The organism is Cronobacter sp. HA18003 (assembly GCF_011605905.1).
GTDB lineage: Bacteria > Pseudomonadota > Gammaproteobacteria > Enterobacterales > Enterobacteriaceae > Cronobacter > Cronobacter sakazakii.
The window spans coordinates 1,969,302-1,993,465 of the sequence record NZ_JAANQO010000011.1; the positions used below are offsets into that span (position 1 = coordinate 1,969,302).

At 56.9% G+C, this 24,164-nt stretch carries 25 protein-coding genes; 13 read left to right on the plus strand and 12 right to left on the minus strand.

Annotated elements, in window-relative coordinates; all coding sequences use genetic code 11:
• Nucleotides 1–9: 9 nt before the first annotated feature.
• The 5 genes from cyoB (at nucleotide 10) to G6041_RS10455 (ending at nucleotide 5,372) form a co-directional block, all read left to right on the plus strand.
• Entirely contained in the window at nucleotides 10–2,001 is a 1,992-nt protein-coding gene (gene cyoB / locus G6041_RS10435) for a cytochrome o ubiquinol oxidase subunit I (protein ID WP_004387738.1), read from the plus strand.
• Complete coding sequence (locus G6041_RS10440; RefSeq protein WP_004387739.1) at nucleotides 1,991–2,608, plus strand: cytochrome o ubiquinol oxidase subunit III; 618 nt, start codon at nucleotides 1,991–1,993, stop codon at nucleotides 2,606–2,608. The genes cyoB and G6041_RS10440 overlap by 11 nt, the downstream gene beginning before the upstream one ends.
• Complete coding sequence (locus G6041_RS10445) at nucleotides 2,608–2,937, plus strand: cytochrome o ubiquinol oxidase subunit IV (protein WP_004387740.1); 330 nt, start codon at nucleotides 2,608–2,610, stop codon at nucleotides 2,935–2,937. The genes G6041_RS10440 and G6041_RS10445 overlap by 1 nt, the downstream gene beginning before the upstream one ends.
• Before the next feature lie 11 nt (nucleotides 2,938–2,948).
• Nucleotides 2,949–3,836 carry a heme o synthase gene (gene cyoE / locus G6041_RS10450; RefSeq protein WP_007705361.1) on the plus strand — a complete coding sequence of 296 codons (888 nt, stop codon included), beginning with the start codon at nucleotides 2,949–2,951 and terminating at the stop codon, nucleotides 3,834–3,836.
• A 171-nt stretch (nucleotides 3,837–4,007) separates the two neighbouring features.
• Nucleotides 4,008–5,372 (plus strand): MFS transporter, encoded by a 1,365-nt coding sequence (locus G6041_RS10455; protein ID WP_012125494.1) that lies wholly within the window; start codon nucleotides 4,008–4,010, stop codon nucleotides 5,370–5,372.
• Between the two features lie 64 nt (nucleotides 5,373–5,436).
• On the opposite strand, the gene G6041_RS10460 is transcribed toward G6041_RS10455, so the two are convergent.
• Nucleotides 5,437–5,928 (minus strand): YajQ family cyclic di-GMP-binding protein, encoded by a 492-nt coding sequence (locus G6041_RS10460; RefSeq protein WP_004387743.1) that lies wholly within the window; start codon nucleotides 5,926–5,928, stop codon nucleotides 5,437–5,439.
• 152 nt (nucleotides 5,929–6,080) lie between these two features.
• Between G6041_RS10460 and panE the strand changes: the two genes are divergently transcribed.
• Both panE and yajL read left to right on the plus strand, forming a co-directional pair.
• Complete coding sequence (gene panE, locus G6041_RS10465; RefSeq protein ID WP_012125495.1) at nucleotides 6,081–6,995, plus strand: 2-dehydropantoate 2-reductase; 915 nt, start codon at nucleotides 6,081–6,083, stop codon at nucleotides 6,993–6,995.
• Nucleotides 6,955–7,548, plus strand: coding sequence for a protein deglycase YajL (yajL, locus tag G6041_RS10470; RefSeq protein WP_004387745.1), 594 nt, complete (start codon nucleotides 6,955–6,957; stop codon nucleotides 7,546–7,548). The genes panE and yajL overlap by 41 nt, the downstream gene beginning before the upstream one ends.
• Before the next feature lie 78 nt (nucleotides 7,549–7,626).
• On the opposite strand, the gene thiI is transcribed toward yajL, so the two are convergent.
• Nucleotides 7,627–9,075 carry a tRNA uracil 4-sulfurtransferase ThiI gene (gene thiI, locus G6041_RS10475; protein ID WP_004387746.1) on the minus strand — a complete coding sequence of 483 codons (1,449 nt, stop codon included), beginning with the start codon at nucleotides 9,073–9,075 and terminating at the stop codon, nucleotides 7,627–7,629.
• Nucleotides 9,076–9,286: 211 nt separating this feature from the next.
• Here thiI and xseB point away from each other — a divergent pair, with 211 nt between their 5' ends.
• The 4 genes from xseB (at nucleotide 9,287) to G6041_RS10495 (ending at nucleotide 13,364) form a co-directional block, all read left to right on the plus strand.
• The gene (gene xseB / locus G6041_RS10480) at nucleotides 9,287–9,529 is read left to right on the plus strand and encodes an exodeoxyribonuclease VII small subunit (RefSeq protein ID WP_004387747.1); all 243 of its coding nucleotides are present in this window, start codon (nucleotides 9,287–9,289) and stop codon (nucleotides 9,527–9,529) included.
• A gap of 2 nt (nucleotides 9,530–9,531) precedes the next feature.
• Nucleotides 9,532–10,431 (plus strand): (2E,6E)-farnesyl diphosphate synthase, encoded by a 900-nt coding sequence (ispA, locus tag G6041_RS10485; RefSeq protein ID WP_004387748.1) that lies wholly within the window; start codon nucleotides 9,532–9,534, stop codon nucleotides 10,429–10,431.
• A gap of 26 nt (nucleotides 10,432–10,457) precedes the next feature.
• On the plus strand, nucleotides 10,458–12,320 hold the full coding sequence (gene dxs, locus G6041_RS10490; RefSeq protein WP_012125497.1) for a 1-deoxy-D-xylulose-5-phosphate synthase: 1,863 nt from the start codon (nucleotides 10,458–10,460) through the stop codon (nucleotides 12,318–12,320).
• A 69-nt stretch (nucleotides 12,321–12,389) separates the two neighbouring features.
• Nucleotides 12,390–13,364, plus strand: coding sequence for an aldo/keto reductase (locus G6041_RS10495; RefSeq protein ID WP_012125498.1), 975 nt, complete (start codon nucleotides 12,390–12,392; stop codon nucleotides 13,362–13,364).
• Nucleotides 13,365–13,405: 41 nt separating this feature from the next.
• On the opposite strand, the gene pgpA is transcribed toward G6041_RS10495, so the two are convergent.
• The 6 genes from pgpA to nrdR form a co-directional block, all read right to left on the minus strand.
• A complete protein-coding gene (pgpA, locus tag G6041_RS10500; protein ID WP_004387751.1) occupies nucleotides 13,406–13,927 on the minus strand; it encodes a phosphatidylglycerophosphatase A in 522 nt (173 codons plus the stop codon).
• Nucleotides 13,902–14,882: a thiamine-phosphate kinase gene (gene thiL / locus G6041_RS10505; protein WP_032989266.1), complete on the minus strand. Its 981-nt coding sequence runs from the start codon at nucleotides 14,880–14,882 to the stop codon at nucleotides 13,902–13,904. Before thiL ends, pgpA begins: the two co-directional genes overlap by 26 nt.
• A gap of 186 nt (nucleotides 14,883–15,068) precedes the next feature.
• A complete protein-coding gene (nusB, locus tag G6041_RS10510) occupies nucleotides 15,069–15,488 on the minus strand; it encodes a transcription antitermination factor NusB (RefSeq protein ID WP_004387753.1) in 420 nt (139 codons plus the stop codon).
• Between the two features lie 21 nt (nucleotides 15,489–15,509).
• Nucleotides 15,510–15,980 (minus strand): 6,7-dimethyl-8-ribityllumazine synthase, encoded by a 471-nt coding sequence (gene ribH, locus G6041_RS10515; RefSeq protein WP_004387754.1) that lies wholly within the window; start codon nucleotides 15,978–15,980, stop codon nucleotides 15,510–15,512.
• Nucleotides 15,981–16,067: 87 nt separating this feature from the next.
• The gene (gene ribD / locus G6041_RS10520; protein ID WP_012125501.1) at nucleotides 16,068–17,171 is read right to left on the minus strand and encodes a bifunctional diaminohydroxyphosphoribosylaminopyrimidine deaminase/5-amino-6-(5-phosphoribosylamino)uracil reductase RibD; all 1,104 of its coding nucleotides are present in this window, start codon (nucleotides 17,169–17,171) and stop codon (nucleotides 16,068–16,070) included.
• Between the two features lie 3 nt (nucleotides 17,172–17,174).
• Entirely contained in the window at nucleotides 17,175–17,624 is a 450-nt protein-coding gene (nrdR, locus tag G6041_RS10525) for a transcriptional regulator NrdR (RefSeq protein WP_004387756.1), read from the minus strand.
• Between the two features lie 154 nt (nucleotides 17,625–17,778).
• On the opposite strand from nrdR, the gene G6041_RS10530 reads away from it, so the two are divergent.
• Entirely contained in the window at nucleotides 17,779–18,339 is a 561-nt protein-coding gene (locus G6041_RS10530; RefSeq protein WP_007865183.1) for a DUF3251 domain-containing protein, read from the plus strand.
• Between the two features lie 340 nt (nucleotides 18,340–18,679).
• Nucleotides 18,680–19,558 carry a nucleoside-specific channel-forming protein Tsx gene (locus G6041_RS10535; protein WP_012125503.1) on the plus strand — a complete coding sequence of 293 codons (879 nt, stop codon included), beginning with the start codon at nucleotides 18,680–18,682 and terminating at the stop codon, nucleotides 19,556–19,558.
• A gap of 193 nt (nucleotides 19,559–19,751) precedes the next feature.
• On the opposite strand, the gene secF is transcribed toward G6041_RS10535, so the two are convergent.
• Genes secF through tgt form a run of 4 tightly spaced genes read right to left on the minus strand, consistent with a single transcriptional unit; the run spans nucleotide 19,752 to nucleotide 24,090 of the window.
• Nucleotides 19,752–20,723 carry a protein translocase subunit SecF gene (secF, locus tag G6041_RS10540; protein ID WP_004387760.1) on the minus strand — a complete coding sequence of 324 codons (972 nt, stop codon included), beginning with the start codon at nucleotides 20,721–20,723 and terminating at the stop codon, nucleotides 19,752–19,754.
• A 10-nt stretch (nucleotides 20,724–20,733) separates the two neighbouring features.
• Nucleotides 20,734–22,581, minus strand: a complete 1,848-nt coding sequence (gene secD, locus G6041_RS10545) for a protein translocase subunit SecD (protein ID WP_004387761.1) — start codon at nucleotides 22,579–22,581, stop codon at nucleotides 20,734–20,736.
• Between the two features lie 27 nt (nucleotides 22,582–22,608).
• On the minus strand, nucleotides 22,609–22,941 hold the full coding sequence (yajC, locus tag G6041_RS10550) for a preprotein translocase subunit YajC (RefSeq protein WP_004387762.1): 333 nt from the start codon (nucleotides 22,939–22,941) through the stop codon (nucleotides 22,609–22,611).
• Between the two features lie 21 nt (nucleotides 22,942–22,962).
• Nucleotides 22,963–24,090 carry a tRNA guanosine(34) transglycosylase Tgt gene (gene tgt, locus G6041_RS10555; RefSeq protein WP_004387763.1) on the minus strand — a complete coding sequence of 376 codons (1,128 nt, stop codon included), beginning with the start codon at nucleotides 24,088–24,090 and terminating at the stop codon, nucleotides 22,963–22,965.
• Between the last annotated feature and the right edge of the window lie 74 nt (nucleotides 24,091–24,164).

Consider the following 24,164-nt stretch of genomic DNA (forward strand, 5'->3'; position numbering starts at 1 on the left):
AATAATACGATGTTCGGAAAACTTACACTGGATGCAATCCCGTACCATGAGCCGATTATCATGGTTACGGTGGCTGCCATTATCGTCGGGGGTCTGGCGCTAGTTGCAGCTATCACTTACTTCGGTAAGTGGTCTTATCTGTGGAACGAGTGGCTCACGTCTGTGGACCACAAACGTCTGGGGGTAATGTATATCCTCGTGGCTATCGTGATGCTGGTTCGCGGCTTCGCGGACGCCATCATGATGCGTACCCAGCAATTGCTGGCGGCCTCCGGCGAAGCCGGATTCCTGCCGCCGCATCACTACGATCAGATCTTTACCGCCCACGGCGTTATCATGATCTTCTTCGTGGCGATGCCGTTCGTTATCGGTCTGATGAACCTGGTGGTTCCGCTGCAGATCGGCGCGCGCGACGTGGCATTCCCCTTCCTGAACAACCTGAGCTTCTGGTTCACCGTTGTCGGGGTAATTCTTGTGAACGTCTCTCTGGGTGTGGGCGAATTTGCTCAGACCGGTTGGGTGGCTTATCCGCCGCTCTCGGGTATTGAGTACAGTCCGGGCGTCGGGGTGGACTACTGGATCTGGAGTCTCCAGCTCTCCGGTATTGGTACGACACTGACCGGTATCAACTTCTTCGTGACTATCCTGAAGATGCGTGCGCCGGGCATGACCATGTTCAAAATGCCGGTATTCACCTGGGCGTCGCTGTGTACTAACGTCCTGATTATCGTCTCCTTCCCGATCCTGACCGTCACTATTGCGTTGCTGACCCTGGACCGCTATCTGGGCACCCATTTCTTTACCAACGATATGGGTGGCAACATGATGATGTACGTGAACCTGATCTGGGCCTGGGGCCATCCGGAAGTGTACATCCTGGTTCTGCCGGTGTTTGGTGTGTTCTCTGAAATCACCTCCACCTTCTCGAAGAAACGTCTGTTTGGTTATACCTCCCTCGTTTGGGCGACCATCGCGATTACCGTGCTGTCGTTCATCGTGTGGCTGCACCACTTCTTCACCATGGGTAGTGGCGCGAACGTTAACGCCTTCTTTGGTATCACCACGATGATTATCGCCATCCCGACCGGGGTGAAGATCTTCAACTGGCTGTTTACCATGTATCAGGGCCGCATTCAGTTCCACTCCTCCATGCTGTGGACTATCGGCTTCATCATCACCTTCTCCATCGGTGGTATGACCGGCGTTCTGCTGGCGGTACCGGGCGCAGACTTCGTACTGCACAACAGCCTGTTCCTGATTGCGCACTTCCATAACGTCATCATCGGCGGCGTGGTATTTGGTTGCTTCGCAGGGATGAGCTACTGGTGGCCGAAAGCCTTTGGCTACAAGATGAACGAAACCTGGGGCATCCGTGCGTTCTGGTTCTGGATCATCGGCTTCTTCGTAACCTTTATGCCGCTGTATGCCATGGGCTTCATGGGTATGACGCGTCGTGTGAGCCAGAACATCGACCCGATGTTCCAGCCGCTGATGATTGTCGCAGAAATCGGTGCGCTGCTGATCGCGTGCGGTATCCTGTGCATCATCCTGCAGATCTACGTGAGTATCCGTGACCGTCACCTGAACCGTGACCTGACTGGCGACCCGTGGGGCGGCCGTACGCTGGAGTGGGCAACCTCTTCTCCGCCGCCGTTCTATAACTTCGCAGTAGTGCCTGAAATCCACGAGCGCGACGCGTTCTGGGAAATGAAAGACAAAGGTGAAGCTTACAAACAGCCGGCGCACTATGAAGAAATTCATATGCCGAAGAACAGCGCAGCAGGCATTTTCATTGGCGCGTTCAGCACCATCTTTGGCTTCGCGATGATCTGGCACATCTGGTGGCTGGCTATCGTGGGCTTCGCGGGTATCGTTATTACCTGGATTGCGAAGAGCTTCGATGAAGACGTGGATTACTACGTACCGGTAGCCACCGTTGAGAAACTGGAAAACCAGCACTTCGAAGAAATCACCAAAGCAGGGCTGAAAAATGTCAACTGAGAGCATTAATCACGAACTTGCCCATGGCAGCCATGAGCATGGGCACCACGATGCAGGAGCCAATAAGGTCTTTGGCTTCTGGATCTACCTGATGAGCGACTGCATTCTCTTTGCATGTCTGTTTGCCACCTATGCCGTTCTCGTGAACGGCACGGCGGGGGGCCCGACCGGGAAAGACATTTTCGAACTGCCGTTTGTGCTGGTTGAAACTTTCCTGCTGTTGTTCTCCTCCATCACGTATGGCATGGCGATGATCGCCATGAACAACAACAAACAGAGCCAGGTGATGTCCTGGCTCGCCCTGACCTTCCTGTTTGGCGCAGGGTTCGTGGCGATGGAAATCTATGAATTCCATCATCTGATCGCCGAAGGCTTCGGCCCGGATAAGAGCGGCTTCCTGTCCGCATTCTTTACCCTGGTCGGCACCCACGGTATCCACGTGACCTCTGGCCTTATCTGGATGGTGGTGATGATGATTCACGTCTCCCGCCGCGGTCTGACCCACAATAACCGCGCGCGCCTGATGTGCCTGAGCATGTTCTGGCACTTCCTGGATGTCGTGTGGATCTGTGTGTTCTCTGTAGTCTATCTGATGGGGGCGATGTAATGAGTCATTCAACCGATCACAACGGCGCCCACCACGGTGGCGTCAAGACGTACCTGATCGGGTTTATCCTGTCGGTCATTCTGACAGTAATCCCGTTCTGGATGGTCATGAACGGCTCCGCGTCTCACGGCACCCTGCTGGGTGTGGTCGTGGCAACCGCAGTCGTACAGATTCTGGTTCACCTGGTGTGCTTCCTGCACATGAACGCCTCCTCTGAGGAGCGCTGGAACCTGGTAGCCTTTGTCTTTACGTTGCTGATTATCGCGATAGTAGTGGTAGGCTCTATCTGGATTATGTGGAACCTGAATTACAACATGATGGTTCACTAAGAGCGGCGAGTATGATTAAGCAATACCTGCAAGTAACGAAACCAGGCATCATCTTCGGCAACCTGATATCGGTTATCGGGGGATTCCTGCTGGCTTCCAAAGGCAGCATCGACTATCCCCTGTTCCTTTTCACCCTCGTGGGGGTGTCGCTGGTCGTGGCGTCCGGTTGTGTGTTCAACAACTACATCGACCGTGATATTGACCGCAAAATGGAGCGCACGAAAAACCGTGTGCTGGTGAAGGGACTGATTTCGCCGAAAATGTCGCTGGTGTACGCCACCTTGCTGGGTATTGCTGGCTTTATGCTGCTCTGGTTCGGCGCGAACCCGCTGGCGATGTGGCTGGCGGTCATGGGCTTTGTGGTGTATGTCGGGGTCTATAGCCTCTACATGAAACGCCACTCGGTCTATGGCACGCTGATTGGCTCGCTGTCGGGCGCCGCGCCGCCGGTTATCGGTTACTGCGCGGTGACCAACGAATTCGATACCGGCGCGTTGATCCTGCTTGCGATTTTCAGCCTGTGGCAGATGCCGCACTCCTATGCGATTGCTATTTTCCGCTTCAAGGATTATCAGGCCGCCAATATTCCGGTGCTGCCGGTGGTTAAAGGGATCTCTGTGGCGAAAAACCACATCACCCTTTATATCATCGCCTTCGCCGTGGCGACCCTGATGCTCTCGCTGGGTGGTTATGCCGGGTATAAATACCTGGTGGTGGCGGCAGCGGTCAGCGTCTGGTGGCTTGGCATGGCCCTGCGTGGCTACAAGGCTGAAAACGACAAAGTCTGGGCGCGTAAGCTGTTTGTGTTCTCGATTGTCGCTATCACCTCGCTGAGCGTGATGATGTCCGTCGATTTCATGGTGCCGGATTCACATAATCTGCTGACTTACGTCTGGTAAGTCATCGATACGAAAAAGGGTGCTGCGGCACCCTTTTTTATTGCTGCAATCTGGCGCTCGTTTTATTGGCAGCATTAATAGTTAACCCTTGAAATATTTTCTAAATAACCCGGCATTTACCCTCCCTTGCCCTCGCACTACACTAAGACCTGCTTTTTATCTGAGGTGGTAATGAACGATAACAAAATGACGCCAGTCGAGTTGCGCGCGACATGGGGTTTAGGGACGGTCTTTTCTTTGCGCATGCTCGGTATGTTTATGGTACTGCCGGTCATTACTACTTACGGAATGGCGCTACAGGGCGCAAGCGAAGCGCTGATTGGCCTGGCCATCGGTATTTACGGCCTCGCGCAGGCGATTTTCCAGGTACCGTTTGGCCTGCTCTCTGACCGCATCGGCCGCAAGCCGCTGATTGTCGGGGGACTGGCGATATTCGTTATCGGCAGCCTGGTCGCCGCGCTGACCGACTCCATCTGGGGCATTATTCTCGGGCGTGCGCTGCAGGGCTCCGGCGCGATTGCCGCCGCCGTGATGGCGCTACTTTCCGATCTCACCCGCGAACAGAACCGCACCAAAGCGATGGCGTTTATTGGCGTCAGCTTTGGCATCACGTTCGCCATCGCGATGGTGCTCGGGCCGATTATCACCCACGCGCTCGGCCTGCATGCGCTGTTCTGGATGATCGCAGTGCTCGCCACCGCAGGCATCATCATTACGCTCTGGGTCGTGCCTGACAGCAGCAATCACGTGCTGAACCGCGATTCCGGCATGGTGAAGGGCTGCTTTCGTAAAGTGCTGGCGGAGCCGACGCTGCTGAAGCTTAACTTCGGCATCATGTGTCTGCATATTTTGCTGATGTCGACCTTCGTCGCCCTGCCCGGCCAGCTTGAAGCGGCAGGCTTTCCGGCGGCGGCGCACTGGAAAGTCTATCTCTGCACGATGCTGATTTCGTTTGTCTCGGTGGTGCCGTTTATCATCTACGCCGAAGCGAAACGCAAAATGAAGCGCGTGTTTCTCTTCTGCGTGGCGCTGCTGCTGATTGCGGAAATCGTGCTGTGGGGCGCGGGCCCGCACTTCTGGGAGCTTATCGTCGGCGTTCAGCTTTTCTTCGTGGCGTTCAACCTGATGGAAGCGCTGCTCCCGTCGCTTATCAGTAAAGCGGCACCGGCGGGCTATAAAGGCACCGCGATGGGCGTCTACTCCACCAGCCAGTTTCTGGGCGTGGCCATTGGCGGATCGCTCGGCGGCTGGGTTGATGGCCTGTTTGACTCGCAAACCGTATTTCTGGTGGGCGCGCTGCTGGCGACCGTGTGGCTGCTCGTGAGCACCACGATGAAAGAGCCGCCCTATGTCAGCAGCATACGCGTGGAAATTCCGCCTGAAGTGACTGCCGATGAAACACTGGCGCAGCGTTTACGCGAAAGCGCGGGCGTCAGCGAGGCGATTGTGGTGGCCGATGAGCGTAGCGCGTATCTGAAAATCGACACCAAAGTGACGAACCGCGTCGAGATAGAGCAGCGAATGCTCGGCGCTTGAGTCATCAGCAAAGAAAAAGGGCGGAAAATCCGCCCTTTTTTGTGCCGTCTGTTCGACTTACCGCTTAGTCGCGGAAATTGTTGAACTGGAACGGCTGGCCGAGATTACCGCCGCGCACCAGCGCAATGGTCTGCTGGAGGTCGTCGCGGGCTTTACCGGTGACGCGCACCTGCTCGCCCTGGATCTGCGCCTGGACTTTCAGCTTGCTGTCTTTAATCAGCTTCACGATCTTCTTCGCCATTGCGGAATCGATGCCCTGCTTGAGCTTCGCTTCCACGCTCCAGGTTTTTCCGCTGTGATCGAACTCTTCCGGCACCTCAATAGAGCTGCCTTCGATGCCGCGTTTCAACAGCTTCGCGCGCAGGATATCCAGCAGCTGGTTGACCTGGAAATCAGATTCGCTCGTCACTTTGATGGTCTGATTTTTTTCGTTCAGCTCGAAGCTTGCGGTCACGTTGCGAAAGTCGAAACGGGTTTCGAGCTCGCGCGTCGCGTTCTCTACCGCGTTCTGCACTTCGCGCATATCGACCTCAGAGACAATGTCAAAAGATGGCATGTTTTCTATCTCCCTCACAGTATGTGCGTTGCATAATACCCGCAAAGGCGCATAACACAACCCGGAAACCGGCGGCAGGCGAAAGCCTAAGCGCTCACGTTATAATAGACGTATGACATAACGCCCGGCGCTGTTGCGGGCGAGGAGGAACCATGAAAATTACCGTGCTTGGCTGCGGCGCGTTAGGCCAGCTCTGGATGAGCGCGCTGCATAAACAAGGTCACGAGGTGCAGGGATGGCTGCGGGTGCCGCAATCGTCATACAGCGTGAATCTGCTGGAAACCGACAATAGCGTGTTCCAGCACACCTTTACGACTAACAACACCGGATTTCTGGCAGAAAGTGAGCTGTTACTGGTGACGCTGAAAGCCTGGCAGGTTTCAGATGCGGTAAGCACGCTGGCGACACGGCTACCGGCCGCCAGCCCGATTCTGCTGCTGCATAACGGCATGGGCACGCTTGATGAGCTGCGCGCCGTGCAACAGCCGTTGCTGGCGGGCGTGACGACCCACGCGGCGCGGCGCGAAGGCAACCAGGTGATACATGTCGCCTGCGGTACCACTCACATTGGCCCGGTTACGCCCGGCGCGCAGGATGACTCCCGGCTGGCGGCGCTGCTCCAGCAGGCGCTGCCGGATGTCGCCTGGCATGATAACGTCAACGTCTCACGCTGGATAAAACTGGCCGCCAACTGCGTGATTAACCCGCTGACGGCGCTTTATAACTGCCCGAACGGCGACCTGCGCATGCGCCAGGACGAGGTACGCGAGATCTGCGCCGAAGTCGCCCTGGTGATGCAGCGTGAAGGACACCATACGTCGCCGGATAGCCTGCTCTATTACATCAATCAGGTGATCGAGAGCACCGCCGCCAATATTTCCTCGATGCTGCAGGATATCCGCCAGCAGCGTCACACCGAGATAGATTACATCACCGGCTATCTGCTGCGCCGCGCCAGAGCGCATGGCCTGACGCTGCCGGTTAACAGCCGTCTGTATGAACAGATTAAACGCAAGGAGAATGAGTATGAGCGCATCGGCACTGGTATGCCTCGCCCCTGGCACTGAAGAGACCGAAGCGGTCACCACCATCGATTTGCTGGTGCGCGGCGGGATTAACGTCACCACCGCGAGCGTCGCCAGCGACGGCAATCTGACGATCACCTGCTCGCGCGGCGTCCGGCTGCTGGCGGATGCGCCGCTGGTGGAAGTCGCCGACGGCGATTTCGATGTGATTGTTCTGCCGGGCGGCCTGAAAGGTGCCGAAGCGTTTCGCGACAGCCCGCTGCTGGTCGAAACCGTGCGCCAGTTTCATCTCTCAGGGCGGATTGTCGCGGCCATCTGCGCGGCGGCGGGTACGGTACTGGTGCCGCACGAGCTCTTCCCGATCGGCAATATGACCGGCTTTCCGGCGCTGAAAGAGACGATCCCGGACGATCAGTGGCAGGATAAGCGCGTGGTCTGGGATCCGCGCGTCAACCTGCTCACCAGCCAGGGGCCGGGCACCGCGATTGATTTCGCGCTCAAGATTATCGATCTGCTGGTCGGGCGCGAAAAAGCGCATGAGGTGGCCGGGCAACTGGTGCTGGCCGCGGGGATTTACAGCTATCGCGACTATTAAGCATTATCCCGTTAAGCCACGGATATAAAAAAATCCCCTCGACCGAGGGGATTTTTGTCTCAGCGCAACGCCATGACGTCACGGACGGTAGACTTTCACGTTCTTAAAGCCCTGCTCCAGCAGGTAAAGCGCCTGCAGACGGCTCATCACGCCGCGCTCGCACCACAGCAGGTACGTTTTGCTCTGGTCGAGATCGCCAAACTTCGTGCTGAGCTTGTAGAACGGCAGCGAAACGACCTCAACGCCTTCAACCACCAGCGGTTTCTCATCCTGCTCATCGACAGAGCGAATATCCAGAATCGCGTCGTTCGGGCCGAAACCGTTAACGGTTTCCACTTCCACTACCTGCTGCTCGGTCTGCTCGGCGATTTCACGGATATCCACGTTGGTGGCTTCCGCCACGACGCGGTCGAGGATAGAGAAATCGAAATTCGCCTCTTCGGCTTCGATTTTTCCTTTCACGGCTTTCACGGTCGGGCTTTTTGAAATCACGCCGCAATATTCCGGCATGGTGCGGGCAAAATCTTCGGTGCCGATTTTACGGGCGATATCGATGATGTGCTCTTTGTCATAAGAGATAAGCGGGCGCAGCACCAGCGTATCGGAGACATTATCGATAAGACGCAGGTTGGTCAGCGTCTGGCTGGAGACCTGGCCCAGCGCTTCGCCGGTGACCAGCGCCTGCACGCCGTAGCGCTCCGCCACTTTTGAGGCCGCACGCACCATCATACGCTTGAGCACCACGCCCATCTGGCCGTCGTCCACTTTCTCAAGGATTTCGCCGACGACCGGCTCAAAGTTAATCGCCACAAAACGCACGCGGTGCGAGCTGCCAAAGCGGCTCCACAGATAGTGCGCGACCTGACGCACGCCGATTTCGTGCGCCGCGCCGCCCAGGTTAAAGAAGCAGTAGTGCACGCGGCAGCCGCGACGCATCAGCATATAGCTGGAGACGCCGGAATCGAAACCGCCGGAGATCAGCGACAGCACATCTTCCTGGGTGCCGATCGGGAAACCGCCGATGCCTTCATAGCGGCCTTTGATAAGCAACAGGCGGTCATCTTCAATCTCAAGATTCACGGTCACGTCAGGCTGTTTGAGTTTGACGCGGGCAGATTCAATATGCTGATTTAAACCGCCGCCGACGTAGCGCTCCACTTCAATCGAGCTAAACTCATGTTGACCGCGTCGCTTAACGCGCACGCAGAACGTTTTCCCTTCGAGCTGGTCGCGCCAGTTGGCGAGCGTCTTCTCGAAAATGTCATGCATGTCCGTGAACGGGACGTCATCCACCTCAAGCACATGGTGAATGCCGGGAATACGGGTCAGGGCGTCAAGCACCGCGTCGTGCTGAGTTTCATCTTTAATACGCACTACGATATGGTCCCAGTGGCGAACCACGGCAAGATTTTCATCGTAGTGTTTCAGGACGTTACGAATATTCCCGGTCAGGATTTTTATAAAGCGCAAGCGCACAGACTGGCTTTTAATGGTGATTTCCGGGAATAATTTAATGATAAACTTCATGGTGGCTATGATTCGTTGGCAAGCCCACCGGGGCTTAGAAAATGGTACAGCAGGCAGAACCGCGCCTGCATCGTGAGCCCGGCAGTATATCATCATCGCGATGTCACTGCGCCTATTACCAACCCACAAGGCGTTATTTGCTAATCTTTGCGTCTCCGCTACCATGCAGTGTCGCTAACATGACGTTAACCCATAGAGTCAGATATTTACTATGCCGAAGAAAAATGAACAGCCGGCCAGTTTCGAAACGGCCCTGACGGAGCTTGAGCAGATAGTCACCCGTCTGGAAAGCGGCGACCTGCCGCTGGAAGAAGCGCTGAATGAATTTGAGCGCGGCGTGCAGCTCGCGCGCCAGGGCCAGGTAAAACTGCAGCAGGCTGAGCAGCGCGTTCAGATCCTGTTGTCTCAGAATGAGGACGCGCCTCTTACCCCCTTCACGCCGGACGCCGAGTAAACATGGATTTCAGTCAACAGCTTCAGGCGCAGGCCGAGCGGGCCAATCGCGCGTTACAGCACTTTATCGGCGAGCTGCCGTTTCAGAAGAGTCCACTGGTTGAGGCGATGCTCTACGGCACATTATTAGGTGGTAAACGCCTGCGCCCGTTTCTGGTGTACGCCACTGGCGAGATGTTTGGGGTTAACCCGACCGCGCTGGATGCTCCGGCGGCAGCGATTGAGTGTATTCATGCCTATTCGCTGATGCATGACGATCTGCCCGCCATGGACGATGACGATCTGCGTCGCGGACAGCCGACCTGTCATATCCGCTTTGGCGAAGCGAGCGCTATTCTTGCGGGCGACGCCCTGCAAACGCTGGCGTTTTCGATTTTAAGCGACGCGCCGATGGAAAACGTGGCGCTGCGCGACCGGCTCGCGATGGTGTCTGAGCTCGCGAAAGCCAGCGGTGTGGCAGGCATGTGCGGCGGCCAGGCGCTCGATCTCGAAGCCGAAGGCCAGCAGGTGGATCTCGACGCGCTTGAGCGTATCCATCGCCACAAAACGGGCGCGCTTATCCGCGCCGCCGTGCGAATGGGCGCGCTGTGCGCGGGCGATAAAGGCCGCGACGCGCTGGTTTATCTCGACAGCTATGCAGACAGCATCGGCCTTGCCTTCCAGGTACAGGATGACATTCTGGATGTGGTGGGCGATACTGCAACCCTTGGAAAACGCCAGGGGGCCGATCAGCAACTTGGCAAAAGCACCTACCCCGCCCTGCTGGGTCTTGAGCAAGCCCAGGCGAAAGCGCGCAGTCTGTGCGATGACGCCCTGGCGGCGCTGGCGCCGCTGAAAGCACAAGCGCTGGATACCGCGACACTGGAAGCGTTAGCGAATTTCATAATCCAACGTGATAAATAAACGTATAACACCACGATGAGTCTCTGATGAGTTTTGATACTGCCAAATACCCGACCCTGGCGCTGGTGGACTCCACTGCGGAGCTCCGCCTGTTGCCAAAAGAGAGTTTGCCGAAGCTGTGCGACGAGCTGCGTCGTTACCTGCTCGACAGCGTAAGCCGCTCCAGCGGACACTTCGCCTCCGGGCTTGGCACGGTGGAACTCACCGTGGCGTTGCATTACGTCTACAACACGCCGTTCGACCAGCTTATCTGGGACGTGGGTCATCAGGCGTATCCGCATAAAATCCTGACTGGCCGCCGGGACCGCATCGGCACTATCCGCCAGAAAGGCGGCCTGCACCCGTTCCCGTGGCGCGGCGAGAGCGAATATGACGTATTGAGCGTCGGCCATTCGTCCACCTCCATCAGCGCCGGTATCGGCATCGCCGTCGCCGCGGCGCGCGAAGAGAAAAACCGCCGCACCGTCTGCGTGATCGGCGATGGCGCTATCACCGCAGGGATGGCGTTTGAGGCGATGAACCACGCGGGCGATATTCGCCCGGATATGCTGGTTATCCTGAACGATAACGAGATGTCGATTTCCGAGAACGTCGGCGCGCTTAATAATCATCTGGCGCAGCTGCTTTCCGGCAAGCTCTATTCGACGCTTCGCGAAGGTGGCAAGCGCGTGTTCTCTAACGTTCCGCCCATCAAAGAGCTGCTCAAGCGTACCGAAGAGCACATCAAAGGCATGGTCGTGCCGGGCACACTGTTTGAAGAGCTGGGCTTTAACTATATCGGCCCGGTGGATGGCCACGACGTGCTGGGGCTGGTGAATACGCTCAAAAACATGCGTGATCTGAAAGGCCCGCAGTTCCTGCACATCATGACCAAAAAAGGCCGTGGTTATGAGCCAGCGGAAAAAGATCCGATCACCTTCCACGCCGTACCGAAATTCGATCCGGAAAGCGGCACGCTGCCGAAAAGCAGCGGCGGTCAGCCGAGTTATTCGAAGATTTTCGGCGACTGGCTGTGCGAAACCGCAGCCAAAGACGACAAACTGATGGCTATCACGCCCGCCATGCGCGAAGGCTCCGGCATGGTGGAGTTCTCCCGCAAATATCCGGCGCAATATTTCGACGTGGCGATCGCCGAGCAGCATGCGGTGACCTTCGCGGCGGGGCTGGCGATTGGCGGATATAAACCGGTCGTTGCGATTTACTCCACGTTCCTGCAACGCGCGTATGACCAGGTTATCCACGATGTCGCTATCCAGAAACTGCCGGTGCTGTTCGCTATCGATCGCGCGGGCATCGTTGGCGCTGACGGCCAGACGCACCAGGGCGCGTTCGATCTCTCTTATCTGCGCTGCATCCCGGACATGGTTATCATGACCCCGAGCGATGAAAACGAGTGCCGCCAGATGTTGTTTACCGGCTATCACTACAACGACGGCCCGAGCGCGGTTCGCTATCCGCGCGGCAATGCGCTCGGCGTGACGCTGGAGCCGCTCCAGAAACTCCCCATCGGCAAAGGCGTGGTGAAACGCCACGGTGAAAAAGTAGCGCTGCTCAACTTTGGTACGCTGCTGCCGGAGGCCACGCAGGCCGCTGAAGCGCTGAACGCCACGCTTGTGGATATGCGTTTTGTGAAGCCGCTTGATGAAGCGCTGATTATGGAGCTCGCCGGGCGACACGAGGCGCTGGTCACCATCGAAGAAAACGCCGTGATGGGCGGTGCCGGTAGCGGCGTAAACGAAGTGCTGATGGCGAAGCGCAAACCGGTGCCGGTGCTGAATATTGGCCTGCCGGATCATTTCATTCCACAGGGTACGCAGGACGAAGCGCGCGCCGAAATTGGCCTGACCGCGTCGGGCATCGAACAACGCGTGCGGGACTGGCTCGCCTGACCCCTGCTCTGTTTCCGCTCCTGCTATGCTTAACGGTGACCTTTGTGACCCTAAAGCAGGAGCGGAACCATGCAATACAAGCAATTAGGAAAAACCGACCTTCAGGTTTCCCGTCTGTGCCTGGGCTGTATGACTTTTGGCGAGCCGGACCGCGGTAATCACGCCTGGACTCTCCCCGAAGAAAGCAGCCGCCTTATCATCAAACACGCCATCGACGGCGGCATTAACTTTTTCGACACCGCTAACAGCTACTCCGACGGCAGCAGCGAAGAGATTGTTGGACGCGCGCTGCGCGATTTCGCGCGGCGTGAAGAGGTCGTCGTCGCCACTAAAGTCTATCACCAGGTCGGCGACCTGCCGCAGGGGCTTTCCCGCCCGCTGATCCTGCGCTCGATTGACGACAGCCTGCGCCGCCTCGGTATGGATTATGTCGACCTGCTGCAAATCCACCGCTGGGACTACGACACGCCCATAGAAGAGACGCTGGAAGCGCTGAACGAAGTGGTGAAAGCGGGTAAAGCGCGCTACATCGGCGCGTCGTCAATGCATCCGCACCAGTTTGAACAGGCGCTGCGGCTGCAAAAAGAGAACGGCTGGGCGCCGTTCGTTACCATGCAAAACCACTACAACCTGATTTACCGTGAAGAAGAACAGGAGATGCTGCCGCTCTGCTATCGCGAGGGCGTGGCCGTGATCCCGTGGAGCCCGCTGGCGCGTGGGCGACTGACCCGCCCGTGGGGCGAAACCACGGCGCGTCTGGTTTCCGATGAGTTCGGCAAAACGCTCTACAGCGAAACCGAAGAAAACGACGCGAAAATCGCCGAACGGCTGGCGTTCATCGCCGAAGATAAAGGCGTGAGCCGCGCTCAGGTAGCGCTGGCCTGGCTTTTAAGCAAACCCGGCGTCGTCGCACCGATTATCGGCGCCTCGCGCGAAGAGCAGTTGCAGGAGCTGATTGAGGCGGTTGACGTAACGCTCACCCCTGAAGAGATGGCCGAGCTGGAGACGCCTTACAAAGCGCACCCGGTGGTGGGTTTTAAATAAGCCAGTAAAAAAACAGCCCTCGTCGCAGAGGGCTGTTTTCGTTAAATCAGGCCGATGGGCCAGTGATGCCCAATCCAGTAGAGAAGCCCGGCCGAGATAATCCCCGCGACGATATCATCCACCATGATCCCCATACCGCCGTGAACGTTACGGTCAAACCAGCGGATAGGCCAGGGTTTCCACATATCGAAAATACGGAAAATCACAAACCCGGCGGCGACCCACTGCCAGTCATTCGTCGGCAGCGCCATCAGCGTAATCCACATGCCGATAAACTCATCCCAGACAATACTGCCGTGGTCATGTACGCCCATATCTTTGGCGGTCTGATGACAGAGATAGACGCCAAGACTAATGCCAAACATCACCACCAGCGAGTAGAGCTGCCAGGGTAAAAAAGTCATCAGGTACCAGAACGGGATCGCCGCAAGCGACCCCATCGTGCCCGGTACCCACGGGCTTAAACCGCTGCCAAAGCCGGTGGCGAGCAGATGCCACGGATTGCGTAAATTCAGGCGGCTTTTAGCAACATCCTTATTAAATGTGCGTTTCGAAGTGGTCATATCCTTTCCAGTCGAGCGTTACCGGCGCGCCATCGCGTAAAAATACCATGCCTTCCGACGCCGTGGTCAGCTGGCCGATGCAGGTCACGGGTACGCCAAGATGGCTCACCGCCACCTCCAGCGCACCGCGATTAAGCTCCGATACCGTAAAGCAGAGTTCATAATCCTCACCGCCAGACAACGCCCAGCGCAGCGCCTGCTCCGGATCAACATGGCGAGAGAGCGCGTCGGAGTACGGCAGATCGTTAAGCTCAATGCGCGCGCCGCAGTCGCTCGCCTTCAGGATATGCCCGAGATCGGAAATCAGCCCGTCCGAGAGATCGATAGCGGCGCTGGCGAGCCCGCGCAGTGCCTGACCGTGCAGCACGCGCGGCGTCGGGCGCAGATGGCGTTTGACCAGATAGCCTGCGTCGCTGGTATCTTCGACGTGAAGCCGCTTTTGCAAAATCGCAAGCCCGGCTGCGCTGTCGCCCGGCGTGCCGGTGATAAACACCCAGTCGCCAGGCCGTGCGCCGGAGCGCTTCAGCGCCCGTCCGGCGGGAACAAAGCCGTGAATGCCGAGCGTCATGGAGAGCGGGCCGCGGGTGGTATCGCCACCGATAAGCTGCATATCGTAATAGTTAAGCTGTTCAAAGAGGCTGTCGCTGAACGCTTCAAGCCAGGTCTCGTTCACCTCCGGCAGGGTCAGCGCCAGCGTCAGCCATGCCGGATCGGCACCCATCGCCGCCAGATCGCTGACATTCACCGCCAGCGCCTTGTAGCCGAGATCGCGCGGATCGATATCCGGTAAAAAGTGAATACCCGACACCAGCGTGTCGGTGCTGATAGCCAGGGTTTGCTTCTCCGGCACGGTCAATAGCGCGCAGTCGTCGCCAATGCCGGTCTCGACATCAAGACGAGAGCTTCTGACCCGATCGAAGTAACGTGCAATCAGGGAAAACTCACCGCATGACATAAGGTTACGCCTCAACAGATAAGAAGAAGAAAAGGCCGGGATCCCGGCCTCAGAAAGCAGACGAAGAACCGCAGTTTCTTCGTATTGATGACCATAGTAGACAATCGTCAGCTTTTCGTCTGCCTTAAGCACAGAACGGTAAAAGAAAACGAGCGTCAGGTCTCGCCTGCCGATGGCAGGCGGAAATTACTTTTTGTTAGGGCGGATGTGCGGCGCGGCTTTATCGAGCACGCCGTTGACGAACTTATGACTGTCTTCAGCACCGAAGACTTTCGCCAGCTCAATCGCTTCGTTGATGGCCACTTTGTACGGCACATCATCACGTTTTGAGAGTTCGAACAGCGCGATGCGCAGCACCGCTTTCTCCACCTGGCCCAGCTCTTCGAGCTGACGGGACAGGTACGGCTTCATCAGGCCGTCGAGATAGCCGCTGTTGGTCGCCACCCCGGAGAGCAGTTCGCGGAAATACATCACGTCCACATCTTTGACATCCTGTTCCGCCAGGAACTGGTATTCAACATCGGCGATGTCATTGTGGGACAACTGCCAGGAGTAAAGCGCCTGGACGGCACACTCACGGGCGCGGCGACGAGCAGCAGGTTTCACGGAATTCCCCTTACAAAAAAATCAGGCCTGGATAGCCTTCAGGACATTAATCATTTCAAGCGCGGTCAGCGCCGCTTCGGCGCCCTTGTTCCCGGCTTTAGTGCCAGCGCGTTCGATGGCTTGTTCAATACTTTCAGTGGTGAGTACGCCAAAAGCTACCGGGATTTCGCTGTGCTGCGCCACGTGGGCCAGACCGTTGCTGGCACCGCCGGCAACATATTCGAAATGCGCGGTGCCGCCGCGAATCACCGTACCGAGCGCAATCACCGCGTCATATTTTGCGGTTTTCGCCAGCGCCTGAGCCGCCAGCGGCAGCTCGTAAGCGCCCGGCACCCACACGACGGTGATATTTTCATCTTTTACCTGACCAATGCGTTTCAGGGCGTCGATAGCGCCTTCCAGCAGACTGTCGTTGATGAAGTTGTTGAAACGCGCAATGGCGATGGCGACGCGAGCGTCCGGGGCAGCAACGGTAGCTTCAATAATGTTCATACTCTTACCTTAGGGTTATGTAGCCCCCGCAGGGGGGCGGATTTTATCATACTCTTTCGCGCACTGCTTACGTTTTACGTCCCACCGTCAGGCGAGCGTCAGGCGCAGGCGCAAATCGGGGCCGATCTGAACGGCGTCGCGAAATTCCAGACGCGGCGCGTCGGCGAGCCGCTCAAGTCCTGGCAGCGCGAACAGCCCGCGGGCCTCGCTGCCGAGCAATTTCGGCGCCATATAAACAATCAGCTCATCCACCAGCCCCGCCTGAAGCAGCGCGCCGGCGAGCTGCGGGCCCGCTTCAACCCACAAACTGTTCACCTGGCGTTTGCCAAGCTGCATCATCAGCAACACCAGATCGAGCTTGCCGTTGTGCACGGGCGTCGGCAATTGTTCCACGCCCTCTGGCCAGACGGTGTCGTCCGGGCAGGCGCGGGCAAGCCATGTCTCGCCGGGCTGATTGACAATCTTGTGCGCGGGCGTGACCTGATTCTGGCGGTCGAGCACGATCCGCAGCGGCTGGCGCAGGTTTTCACGCGGATAAACCGCCTGCGTTTCTTCGCCGAGTTCATCCCAGCGCACCGTCATTGACGGATCGTCGGCCAGCACCGTGGCGCTGGTAGTGAGGATAGCATGGCTTTCAGCGCGCAGACGCTGCACGTCGCGCCGGGCCTGCGGCGAGGTTATCCACTGACTTTCGCCGCTCGCCATCGCCGTGCGGCCGTCAAGCGACGCGCCAAGCTTGAGCTGAATAAACGGAAAACCGGTGCGCATGCGCTTGAGAAAGCCTTTATTGAGCGCTTCGGCCTCGCTCATCATCAGACCGTGGCTGACCTCAATTCCCGCCTGCTGAAGACGATACAAACCGCGGCCCGCCACCTGTGGGTTCGGATCCTGCATCGCCGCGACAACGCGCGCGACGCCCGCGTTAATCAGCGCATCGCAGCACGGCGGCGTGCGTCCGTGGTGGCTACAGGGTTCAAGCGTGACATACGCGGTAGCACCGCGCGCTTTGTCGCCTGCCATACGCAGGGCATGCACTTCGGCGTGCGGCCCGCCGGCGCGCAGATGAAAGCCTTCGCCGACGATAACGCCCTCTTTAACAATCACGCAGCCCACACGCGGATTCGGATGCGTGGTAAAACGTCCCTGGCCCGCGAGCTTAAGCGCGCGCGCCATGTAAAATTCGTCAGACATCAGTTAATCCTGTAAGCGGGCGATCTCTTCGCCGAATTCGCGGATATCTTCAAAGCTGCGGTAGACCGAGGCAAAACGGATGTAGGCGACTTTATCGAGCTTTTTAAGCTGCTCCATCACCAGATTGCCGATAAGTTTGCTCGGCACTTCTCGCTCACCGGTCGCGCGTAGATGGGATTTGATATGGTTGATGGCCATCTCCACGTCATCGGAGCTGACCGGGCGTTTTTCCAGCGCTTTCTGCATGCCGCTGCGCAGTTTGTCTTCATTAAAAGGCTCGCGCACGTCGTTGCTTTTCACCACGCGCGGCATGACCAGTTCCGCGACTTCAAAGGTCGTGAAACGTTCATTACACACCAGGCACTGGCGGCGGCGGCGCACCGAGGAGCCTTCTCCCACCAGGCGGGAATCGATCACTTTAGTGTCAACGGCGAAACAGAACGGGCAATGCATAGCGCTTCCTGACTGAAAAAGTTAACTGAACAACAGTTTACCCTGAACTGGCGGGACTACAAAGACGCAACCTTTTTGAGACAAAGGCGCTATGCCGGACGCGCCGTTACGCTCTACCATAAAAAGACCGCCACTCTTTCAGGAAAAGCGAATAATGACAACACGTTATCTGAAATGGTCTATCGTCGCCAGCGCGCTGGCCTTAAGCGCCTGCGCCCCGCAAAGCGAAGTACGCCAGATGCACCAGAATGTCAGCACGCTCAATCAGGAGATGACGAAGCTCAAGCAGGAGACCGTCAAAATCACGCAACAGAACGCGCTGAATGTAAAATCGAAAAGCGGCGTTTACCTGCTGCCGGGCTCCAACACGCCCGCTCGCTTAAGCAGCCAGCTCGGTATGCTGAAAATGTCGCTGCGTAACGTCACGGCGGGCGCAAACGGCACACAGGCGACGCTGTTTATCCAGAGCGAATCCAGCGAGGCGCTGCCCGCCTTTACCGGCACCGTCGAATGGGGCCAGTTACAGGGCACCACCGAAAATTATCAGGAAGTGAACGTGCAGAACCAGCCGTTCAGCGCACCCGCCAGCACGCTGGCACCGAGTGATGTTTCCATTCCCCTGACGCTGACCGGCATTACGCCAGAACAACTGGGCTTTATCCGCGTGCATGATATTCAGCCGCTTATCGCTGGTGACGCCGTCGTCACGCCCTGAGAGCCTCACCATCTGCGGCGCGGGGTTTGTTACATTCGCGCCGCTCGCTTTTCTTGCTTTTCTCGCGTCGTAAATTCTTCATTTCATCCCTGCCGCTTCGCAAAAATGGTGTAACAGGAGTTGGCTTAGTTCCCTTATGCCGCTAGAATCCGCGTTCCGATGTACGCAAACGTGAACGCAATCGATTACGTACATGACAAGAATGTGAAACGCCACATATTTTTGTGAGGCTGGATACTTATAATAGGCAGCACAATTTATGCGGCGGCGGTTTATCCGCGTTGCGCGAAAGCATTACTCCACCCAGAAATGGGGATTTCCTGAAAACAGTGGCTCTATTATGAAAAAAATTGTTTTAGCTGCCGGTGCAGCCCTGGCGCTCTCCACCTCTTTTACTGCCGGCGCGGCAGAAACCAGCAATAGTGAGTTTGTTTCCGACTGGTGGCACCAGAGCGTTAACGTGGTGGGCAGCTACCACACGCGCTTCGGACCGACCATCCGCAACGATACCTATCTGGAATATGAAGCGTTCGCCAAAAAAGACTGGTTTGATTTCTACGGCTACGCTGACGCCCCGGTCTTCTTCGGCGGTAACACTGATGCTAAAGGGATCTGGAATCACGGTTCCCCGCTGTTTGTGGAGATCGAACCGCGCTTCTCTATCGATAAGCTGACCGGCACCAGCCTGGCGTTTGGCCCGTTCAAAGAGTGGTATTTCGCGAATAACTATATCTACGATATGGGCCGCAACGCTTCTGGCCGTCAGAGCACCTGGTATATGGGTCTTGGTACCGATATCGACACCGGCCTGCCGATGAGCCTCTCCCTGAACGTGTATGCCAAATACCAGTGGCAGAACTACGGTGCAGAAAACCAGAATGAGTGGGATGGCTACCGCTTTAAAGTGAAATACTTCGTGCCGATCACCCAGCTGTGGGGCGGCAACCTGAGCTATATCGGTTTCACCAACTTTGACTGGGGTTCAGACCTCGGCGATAAGAGCGGTTATGCGCTCAATGGCGTGAAATCCCGCACTAACGATTCCATCGCCTCCAGCCATATTCTGGCGCTGAATTACGATCACTGGCACTACTCCGTGGTCGCGCGTTACTGGCACAACGGCGGTCAGTGGAACGATGATGCGCAGTTAGCCTTCACTAACTACAACACCCGCACTACGGGCTGGGGTGGTTACCTGGTGGTAGGTTACAACTTCTAAGCTTTACCCCGGTGAACGTGTAAAAAAGCCAGCCTCTGCTGGCTTTTTTTATGGGCGTTGATTATCGCGCCCTGCTGTTACGCCACAGATGTACGCGCACCGCCTCTTCTGCCCTCTTTATCCCTTATCGAGGCGAAAAAAAAACCGCAGGCCTGAACCTGCGGTTTTATAAACGTAAAACGCTGCTGCGCGATTACGGCAGAAGAGACGGTTGATCCGCGCCCTCTTTTTCCACCTTCTGCTGCAACAGATGTTCACGCTTCATGCCAAGCTTCAGCGCCAGAGCGGAAGCGACATAAATGGACGACGCCGTACCGATAGAGACACCGATAAGCATGGTCAGCGAGAAGCCCTGCAGCATCGCGCCGCCGAACAGGTAAAGCATCAGGATCACGACAAGCGTCGTACCGGATGTGATTAACGTCCTTTGCAGCGTCTGGGTCAGCGACACGTTAAAGATTTCGTAAGGCGTTCCGCGGCGGATCTTGCGGAAGTTCTCACGAATACGGTCAGAAACCACGATGCTGTCGTTGAGCGAGTAACCAATAACCGACATCAGCGAGGCGATGATGGTCAGGTCAATCTCAATCTGGAACAGCGACAGCACGCCCATGGTGATAATGACGTCGTGCGCCAGCGCGATAACCACACCAGCCGCGAGACGCCACTCAAAGCGGAACCCGACGTAAACCAGAATGGAGAGCAGCGCAACCAGCAGCGCCATCGCGCCCGCCTGAGCGAGGTCAGCGCCTACGCTCGGGCCGACAAACTCGATACGTTTTACCGCCGCGTTCTGGCCGGTGGCCTGGTTAATGACGTTCACTACTTTGGTGCCGAGTGCCTGACCGCCGGTTTCACCCTGGGCAGGCGGCATACGAACCATGATGTCGCGGCTGCTGCCGAAGTTCTGCAGCAGCGGCTCTTCAAAGCCCGCTTTTACCAGCGACTCGCGCATTACATCCAGATCCGCCGGTTTTTCCAGGCCAATCTCGATAACCGTACCGCCGGTAAAATCGAGACCCCAGTTAAACCCGCGTACGCCCATCACCACAATAGAGGCGACAAGCAGCAGGCCGGAAATGGCGAAGGCCCAGTAGTCCCAGCGCATAAAGTCATAGACTTTGCGGCCGTGGTTCAATTGTTCAACAGTATATTCCTGTGCCACAACGCACTCCTCAGATAGACAGCTTGTTGATGCGTTTGCCGCCGTACAACAGGTTCACAATGGCACGGGTACCGACAATAGCGGTGAACATGGAGGTCGCCACGCCGATACCGGTCGTGATAGCAAACCCTTTAATCGCGCCGGTCCCCACTGCGTACAGGATGATGACCTTAATCAGCGTCGTGACGTTGGCATCGAAAATCGAGCTAAACGCCCCACGATAACCTTCGTCAATCGCCTGCTGCACCGAACGGCCGTTGCTGAGCTCTTCTTTAATACGCTCGTTTATCAGCACGTTCGCATCCACCGCGACCGCAAGGGTTAACACAATCCCCGCGATACCCGGCATGGTGAGCGTCGCGCCCGGCAGCAGCGACATAATGCCGACGATCAGCACCAGGTTTGCCAGCAGCGCCGTGGTGGCGATAAGACCGAACTTCTTATAGAACAGAATCATGAACAGAATGGAGACCGCGAGGCCCGCCAGACATGCTTCCAGACCCTGAGTGATGTTCTGCATACCCAGCGTCGGGCCAATGGTGCGCTCTTCCACAATCTGAATCGGCGCAATCAGCGCGCCCGCACGCAGCAGCAGCGAAAGCTGACGCGCTTCGTTCGGGTTGTCGATGCCGGTAATCACGAAGTTCTGACCCAGACGCGCCTGAATCGTCGCAACGTTGATCACTTCTTCCTGTTTTACCAGGATGCTGCGGCCGTTGGCGTCTTTCTTACCGCTGTCCTTATATTCCACAAAGAGCGTCGCCATCGGTTTATGGATGTTGTCTTTGGTGAAATTGGACATGATATTACCGCCCGCACTGTCGAGCGAAATATTCACCTGCGGCATGTTGTACTGGTCAACGCCGGAGGTGGAATCGGTAATATGGTCACCGGTCAGGATAACGCGTTTGTACAGCACAACCGGCTGGCCTTCACGGGTCATCTTCACTTCAGAATCGCCTGGAACACGGCCTGCCGCGGCGGCAGAACGGTCAACAGAGCTGTTAACCAGACGGAATTCCAGCGTCGCGGTCGCGCCGAGGATTTCTTTCGCGCGAGCGGTATCCTGAATACCCGGCAGCTCAACCACGATGCGGTCAGCGCCCTGACGCTGCACCAGCGGCTCGGCTACGCCCAGCTGGTTCACGCGGTTACGCAGGATGTTAATGTTCTGCTGAACAGCGTATTCACGCGCTTCGCGCAGACGCTCATCAGACATCACCGCGCGCAGGCTGTTATCGCCCTGGCTTGAGATAACCATGTCGCGGTGGCGGCTCGTCAGGTAAGAGACCGCGGCGTCACGGATATCGCTGTCACGGAACTGAATCGTCACGCCGTAGTTATCGGCTTTACGCACGTTCGTCCAGCTCAGCCCTTTCTCGCGCAGATCGCTGCGCAGGCTGTCCATATTCTGTTCCTGGAGCTTGCCAAGCGCGGTGTCCATATCCACTTCCATCAGAAAGTGAACGCCGCCGCGCAGGTCGAGACCCAGTTTCATCGGTTCGGCGGAAATAGCGGTAAGCCAGCGTGGGGTGGCAGGCGCGAGGTTAAGCGCGACGACGAATTGATCGCCCATCGTGCTCATCAGCGCTTCACGAGCGCGCAGCTGAGTATCGGTGGAGTCAAAGCGCGCAAGAATTGCGCCCTCTTCCAGAGCCACAGATTTCGCGGAAATTTTTTCTTTTTGTAACGTATTCTGGACCTGGATCAGCGTTTGCTCACTGGCGGCGACGCCGCGCGCGCCAGTGATTTGAACAGCCGGATCCTCACCATACAGGTTGGGAAGTGCATAAAGCAGGCCGACGATAAGCACGGCGACCAGCATGAGGTACTTCCACAAAGGATAACGGTTTAACACGGCAGTTCCCTTTGGGAAAACAATGAATTACAGCGCCTTCATGGTGCCTTTCGGCAGGACGGCTGCGACGAAGTCACGCTTGATAACCACTTCGGTGGTGTCGTTCAGAGCGATAGCAATGTAGCCGTTTTCCGCTACTTTGGTCACGCGACCCACCAGACCACCGTTAGTGAGCACTTCATCCCCTTTAGCGATGGAGTTCATCAGGTTTTTATGCTCTTTGGTACGCTTCTGCTGCGGACGCAGGATCATGAAATAGAAAATCAGACCAAACACGACCAGCATCAGGATCAGAGACATCGGGCTGCCCTGCGCCGGCGCACCGCCAGCGGCTACCGCGTCAGAAATAGAAAAGCTCATTCAAATTCCCTCATTATTAAATTAATCAACGTTCAACGGTGGCACCGGCCGCCCCTGGCGTTGGTAGAAATCCGCGACGAAGTGCTCTAATTTACCCTCTTCGATAGCCTTGCGTAAACCAGCCATTAAGCGCTGATAGTGGCGAAGGTTATGAATGGTATTGAGCCGCGCGCCCAGTATTTCGTTGCAACGGTCAAGATGATGCAAGTAGGCGCGTGAATAATTGCGACAGGTATAGCAATCACACTCAGGATCCAGCGGCCCCGTATCGCTTTTGTACTTCGCGTTGCGGATTTTCACTACGCCTTCGGTGACGAAAAGATGGCCGTTACGCGCGTTGCGCGTCGGCATGACACAGTCGAACATATCGATGCCGCGACGCACGCCTTCGACCAGATCTTCCGGCTTGCCCACCCCCATCAGGTAGCGCGGCTTGTCCGCCGGGATCTGCGGGCAGACATGCTCAAGAATGCGGTGCATATCTTCCTTCGGCTCACCGACAGCCAGGCCGCCGACAGCGTAGCCATCAAAGCCTATCTCTACCAGACCTTTCACGGAGATATCGCGTAAATCTTCGTAAACGCTGCCCTGAATAATGCCGAACAGCGCGTTTTTGTTGCCGAGGCTGTCAAAGCGGTCGCGGCTGCGTTTCGCCCAGCGCAGAGACATCTCCATAGAGCGCTTCGCATAATCCCAGTCTGCCGGGTACGGCGTGCACTCATCGAAGATCATCACGATGTCAGAACCGAGATCGAACTGGATCTCCATCGATTTTTCCGGGTCGAGGAAGATAGGATCGCCGTTGATCGGGTTGCGGAAATGCACGCCCTGCTCGGTAATTTTGCGAATATCGCCCAGGCTAAAGACCTGGAAGCCGCCGGAATCGGTCAGGATCGGGCCTTTCCACTGCATAAAATCGTGCAGGTCGCCGTGCAGCTTCATGATCTCCTGGCCTGGACGCAGCCAGAGGTGAAAGGTATTGCCGAGGATAATCTGCGCGCCGGTGGCTTCCACTTCTTCCGGCGTCATGCCTTTGACGGTGCCGTAGGTGCCCACGGGCATAAACGCCGGGGTTTCCACGACGCCGCGATCAAATACCAGGCGGCCGCGGCGCGCGCGGCCATCGGTCGTATCAAGTTCGAATTTCACGTTTTTCTCCACATCAGAGAGACAGTCTGATGATTAATGTTACAGAGTGAGGGCGCCCCTCACCCCGGCCCTCT

What these genes read in the sequence shown, in the direction of transcription:
- cyoB (WP_004387738.1), top strand. Translation starts at nt 10, where the DNA reads ATGTTCGGAAAACTTACACTGGATGCAATCCCGTACCATGAGCCGATT.
- G6041_RS10440 (WP_004387739.1), top strand. Translation starts at nt 1,991, where the DNA reads ATGTCAACTGAGAGCATTAATCACGAACTTGCCCATGGCAGCCATGAG.
- G6041_RS10445 (WP_004387740.1), top strand. Translation starts at nt 2,608, where the DNA reads ATGAGTCATTCAACCGATCACAACGGCGCCCACCACGGTGGCGTCAAG.
- cyoE (WP_007705361.1), top strand. Translation starts at nt 2,949, where the DNA reads ATGATTAAGCAATACCTGCAAGTAACGAAACCAGGCATCATCTTCGGC.
- G6041_RS10455 (WP_012125494.1), top strand. Translation starts at nt 4,008, where the DNA reads ATGAACGATAACAAAATGACGCCAGTCGAGTTGCGCGCGACATGGGGT.
- G6041_RS10460 (WP_004387743.1), bottom strand. Translation starts at nt 5,928, where the DNA reads ATGCCATCTTTTGACATTGTCTCTGAGGTCGATATGCGCGAAGTGCAG.
- panE (WP_012125495.1), top strand. Translation starts at nt 6,081, where the DNA reads ATGAAAATTACCGTGCTTGGCTGCGGCGCGTTAGGCCAGCTCTGGATG.
- yajL (WP_004387745.1), top strand. Translation starts at nt 6,955, where the DNA reads ATGAGCGCATCGGCACTGGTATGCCTCGCCCCTGGCACTGAAGAGACC.
- thiI (WP_004387746.1), bottom strand. Translation starts at nt 9,075, where the DNA reads ATGAAGTTTATCATTAAATTATTCCCGGAAATCACCATTAAAAGCCAG.
- xseB (WP_004387747.1), top strand. Translation starts at nt 9,287, where the DNA reads ATGCCGAAGAAAAATGAACAGCCGGCCAGTTTCGAAACGGCCCTGACG.
- ispA (WP_004387748.1), top strand. Translation starts at nt 9,532, where the DNA reads ATGGATTTCAGTCAACAGCTTCAGGCGCAGGCCGAGCGGGCCAATCGC.
- dxs (WP_012125497.1), top strand. Translation starts at nt 10,458, where the DNA reads ATGAGTTTTGATACTGCCAAATACCCGACCCTGGCGCTGGTGGACTCC.
- G6041_RS10495 (WP_012125498.1), top strand. Translation starts at nt 12,390, where the DNA reads ATGCAATACAAGCAATTAGGAAAAACCGACCTTCAGGTTTCCCGTCTG.
- pgpA (WP_004387751.1), bottom strand. Translation starts at nt 13,927, where the DNA reads ATGACCACTTCGAAACGCACATTTAATAAGGATGTTGCTAAAAGCCGC.
- thiL (WP_032989266.1), bottom strand. Translation starts at nt 14,882, where the DNA reads ATGTCATGCGGTGAGTTTTCCCTGATTGCACGTTACTTCGATCGGGTC.
- ribH (WP_004387754.1), bottom strand. Translation starts at nt 15,980, where the DNA reads ATGAACATTATTGAAGCTACCGTTGCTGCCCCGGACGCTCGCGTCGCC.
- ribD (WP_012125501.1), bottom strand. Translation starts at nt 17,171, where the DNA reads ATGTCTGACGAATTTTACATGGCGCGCGCGCTTAAGCTCGCGGGCCAG.
- nrdR (WP_004387756.1), bottom strand. Translation starts at nt 17,624, where the DNA reads ATGCATTGCCCGTTCTGTTTCGCCGTTGACACTAAAGTGATCGATTCC.
- G6041_RS10530 (WP_007865183.1), top strand. Translation starts at nt 17,779, where the DNA reads ATGACAACACGTTATCTGAAATGGTCTATCGTCGCCAGCGCGCTGGCC.
- G6041_RS10535 (WP_012125503.1), top strand. Translation starts at nt 18,680, where the DNA reads ATGAAAAAAATTGTTTTAGCTGCCGGTGCAGCCCTGGCGCTCTCCACC.
- yajC (WP_004387762.1), bottom strand. Translation starts at nt 22,941, where the DNA reads ATGAGCTTTTCTATTTCTGACGCGGTAGCCGCTGGCGGTGCGCCGGCG.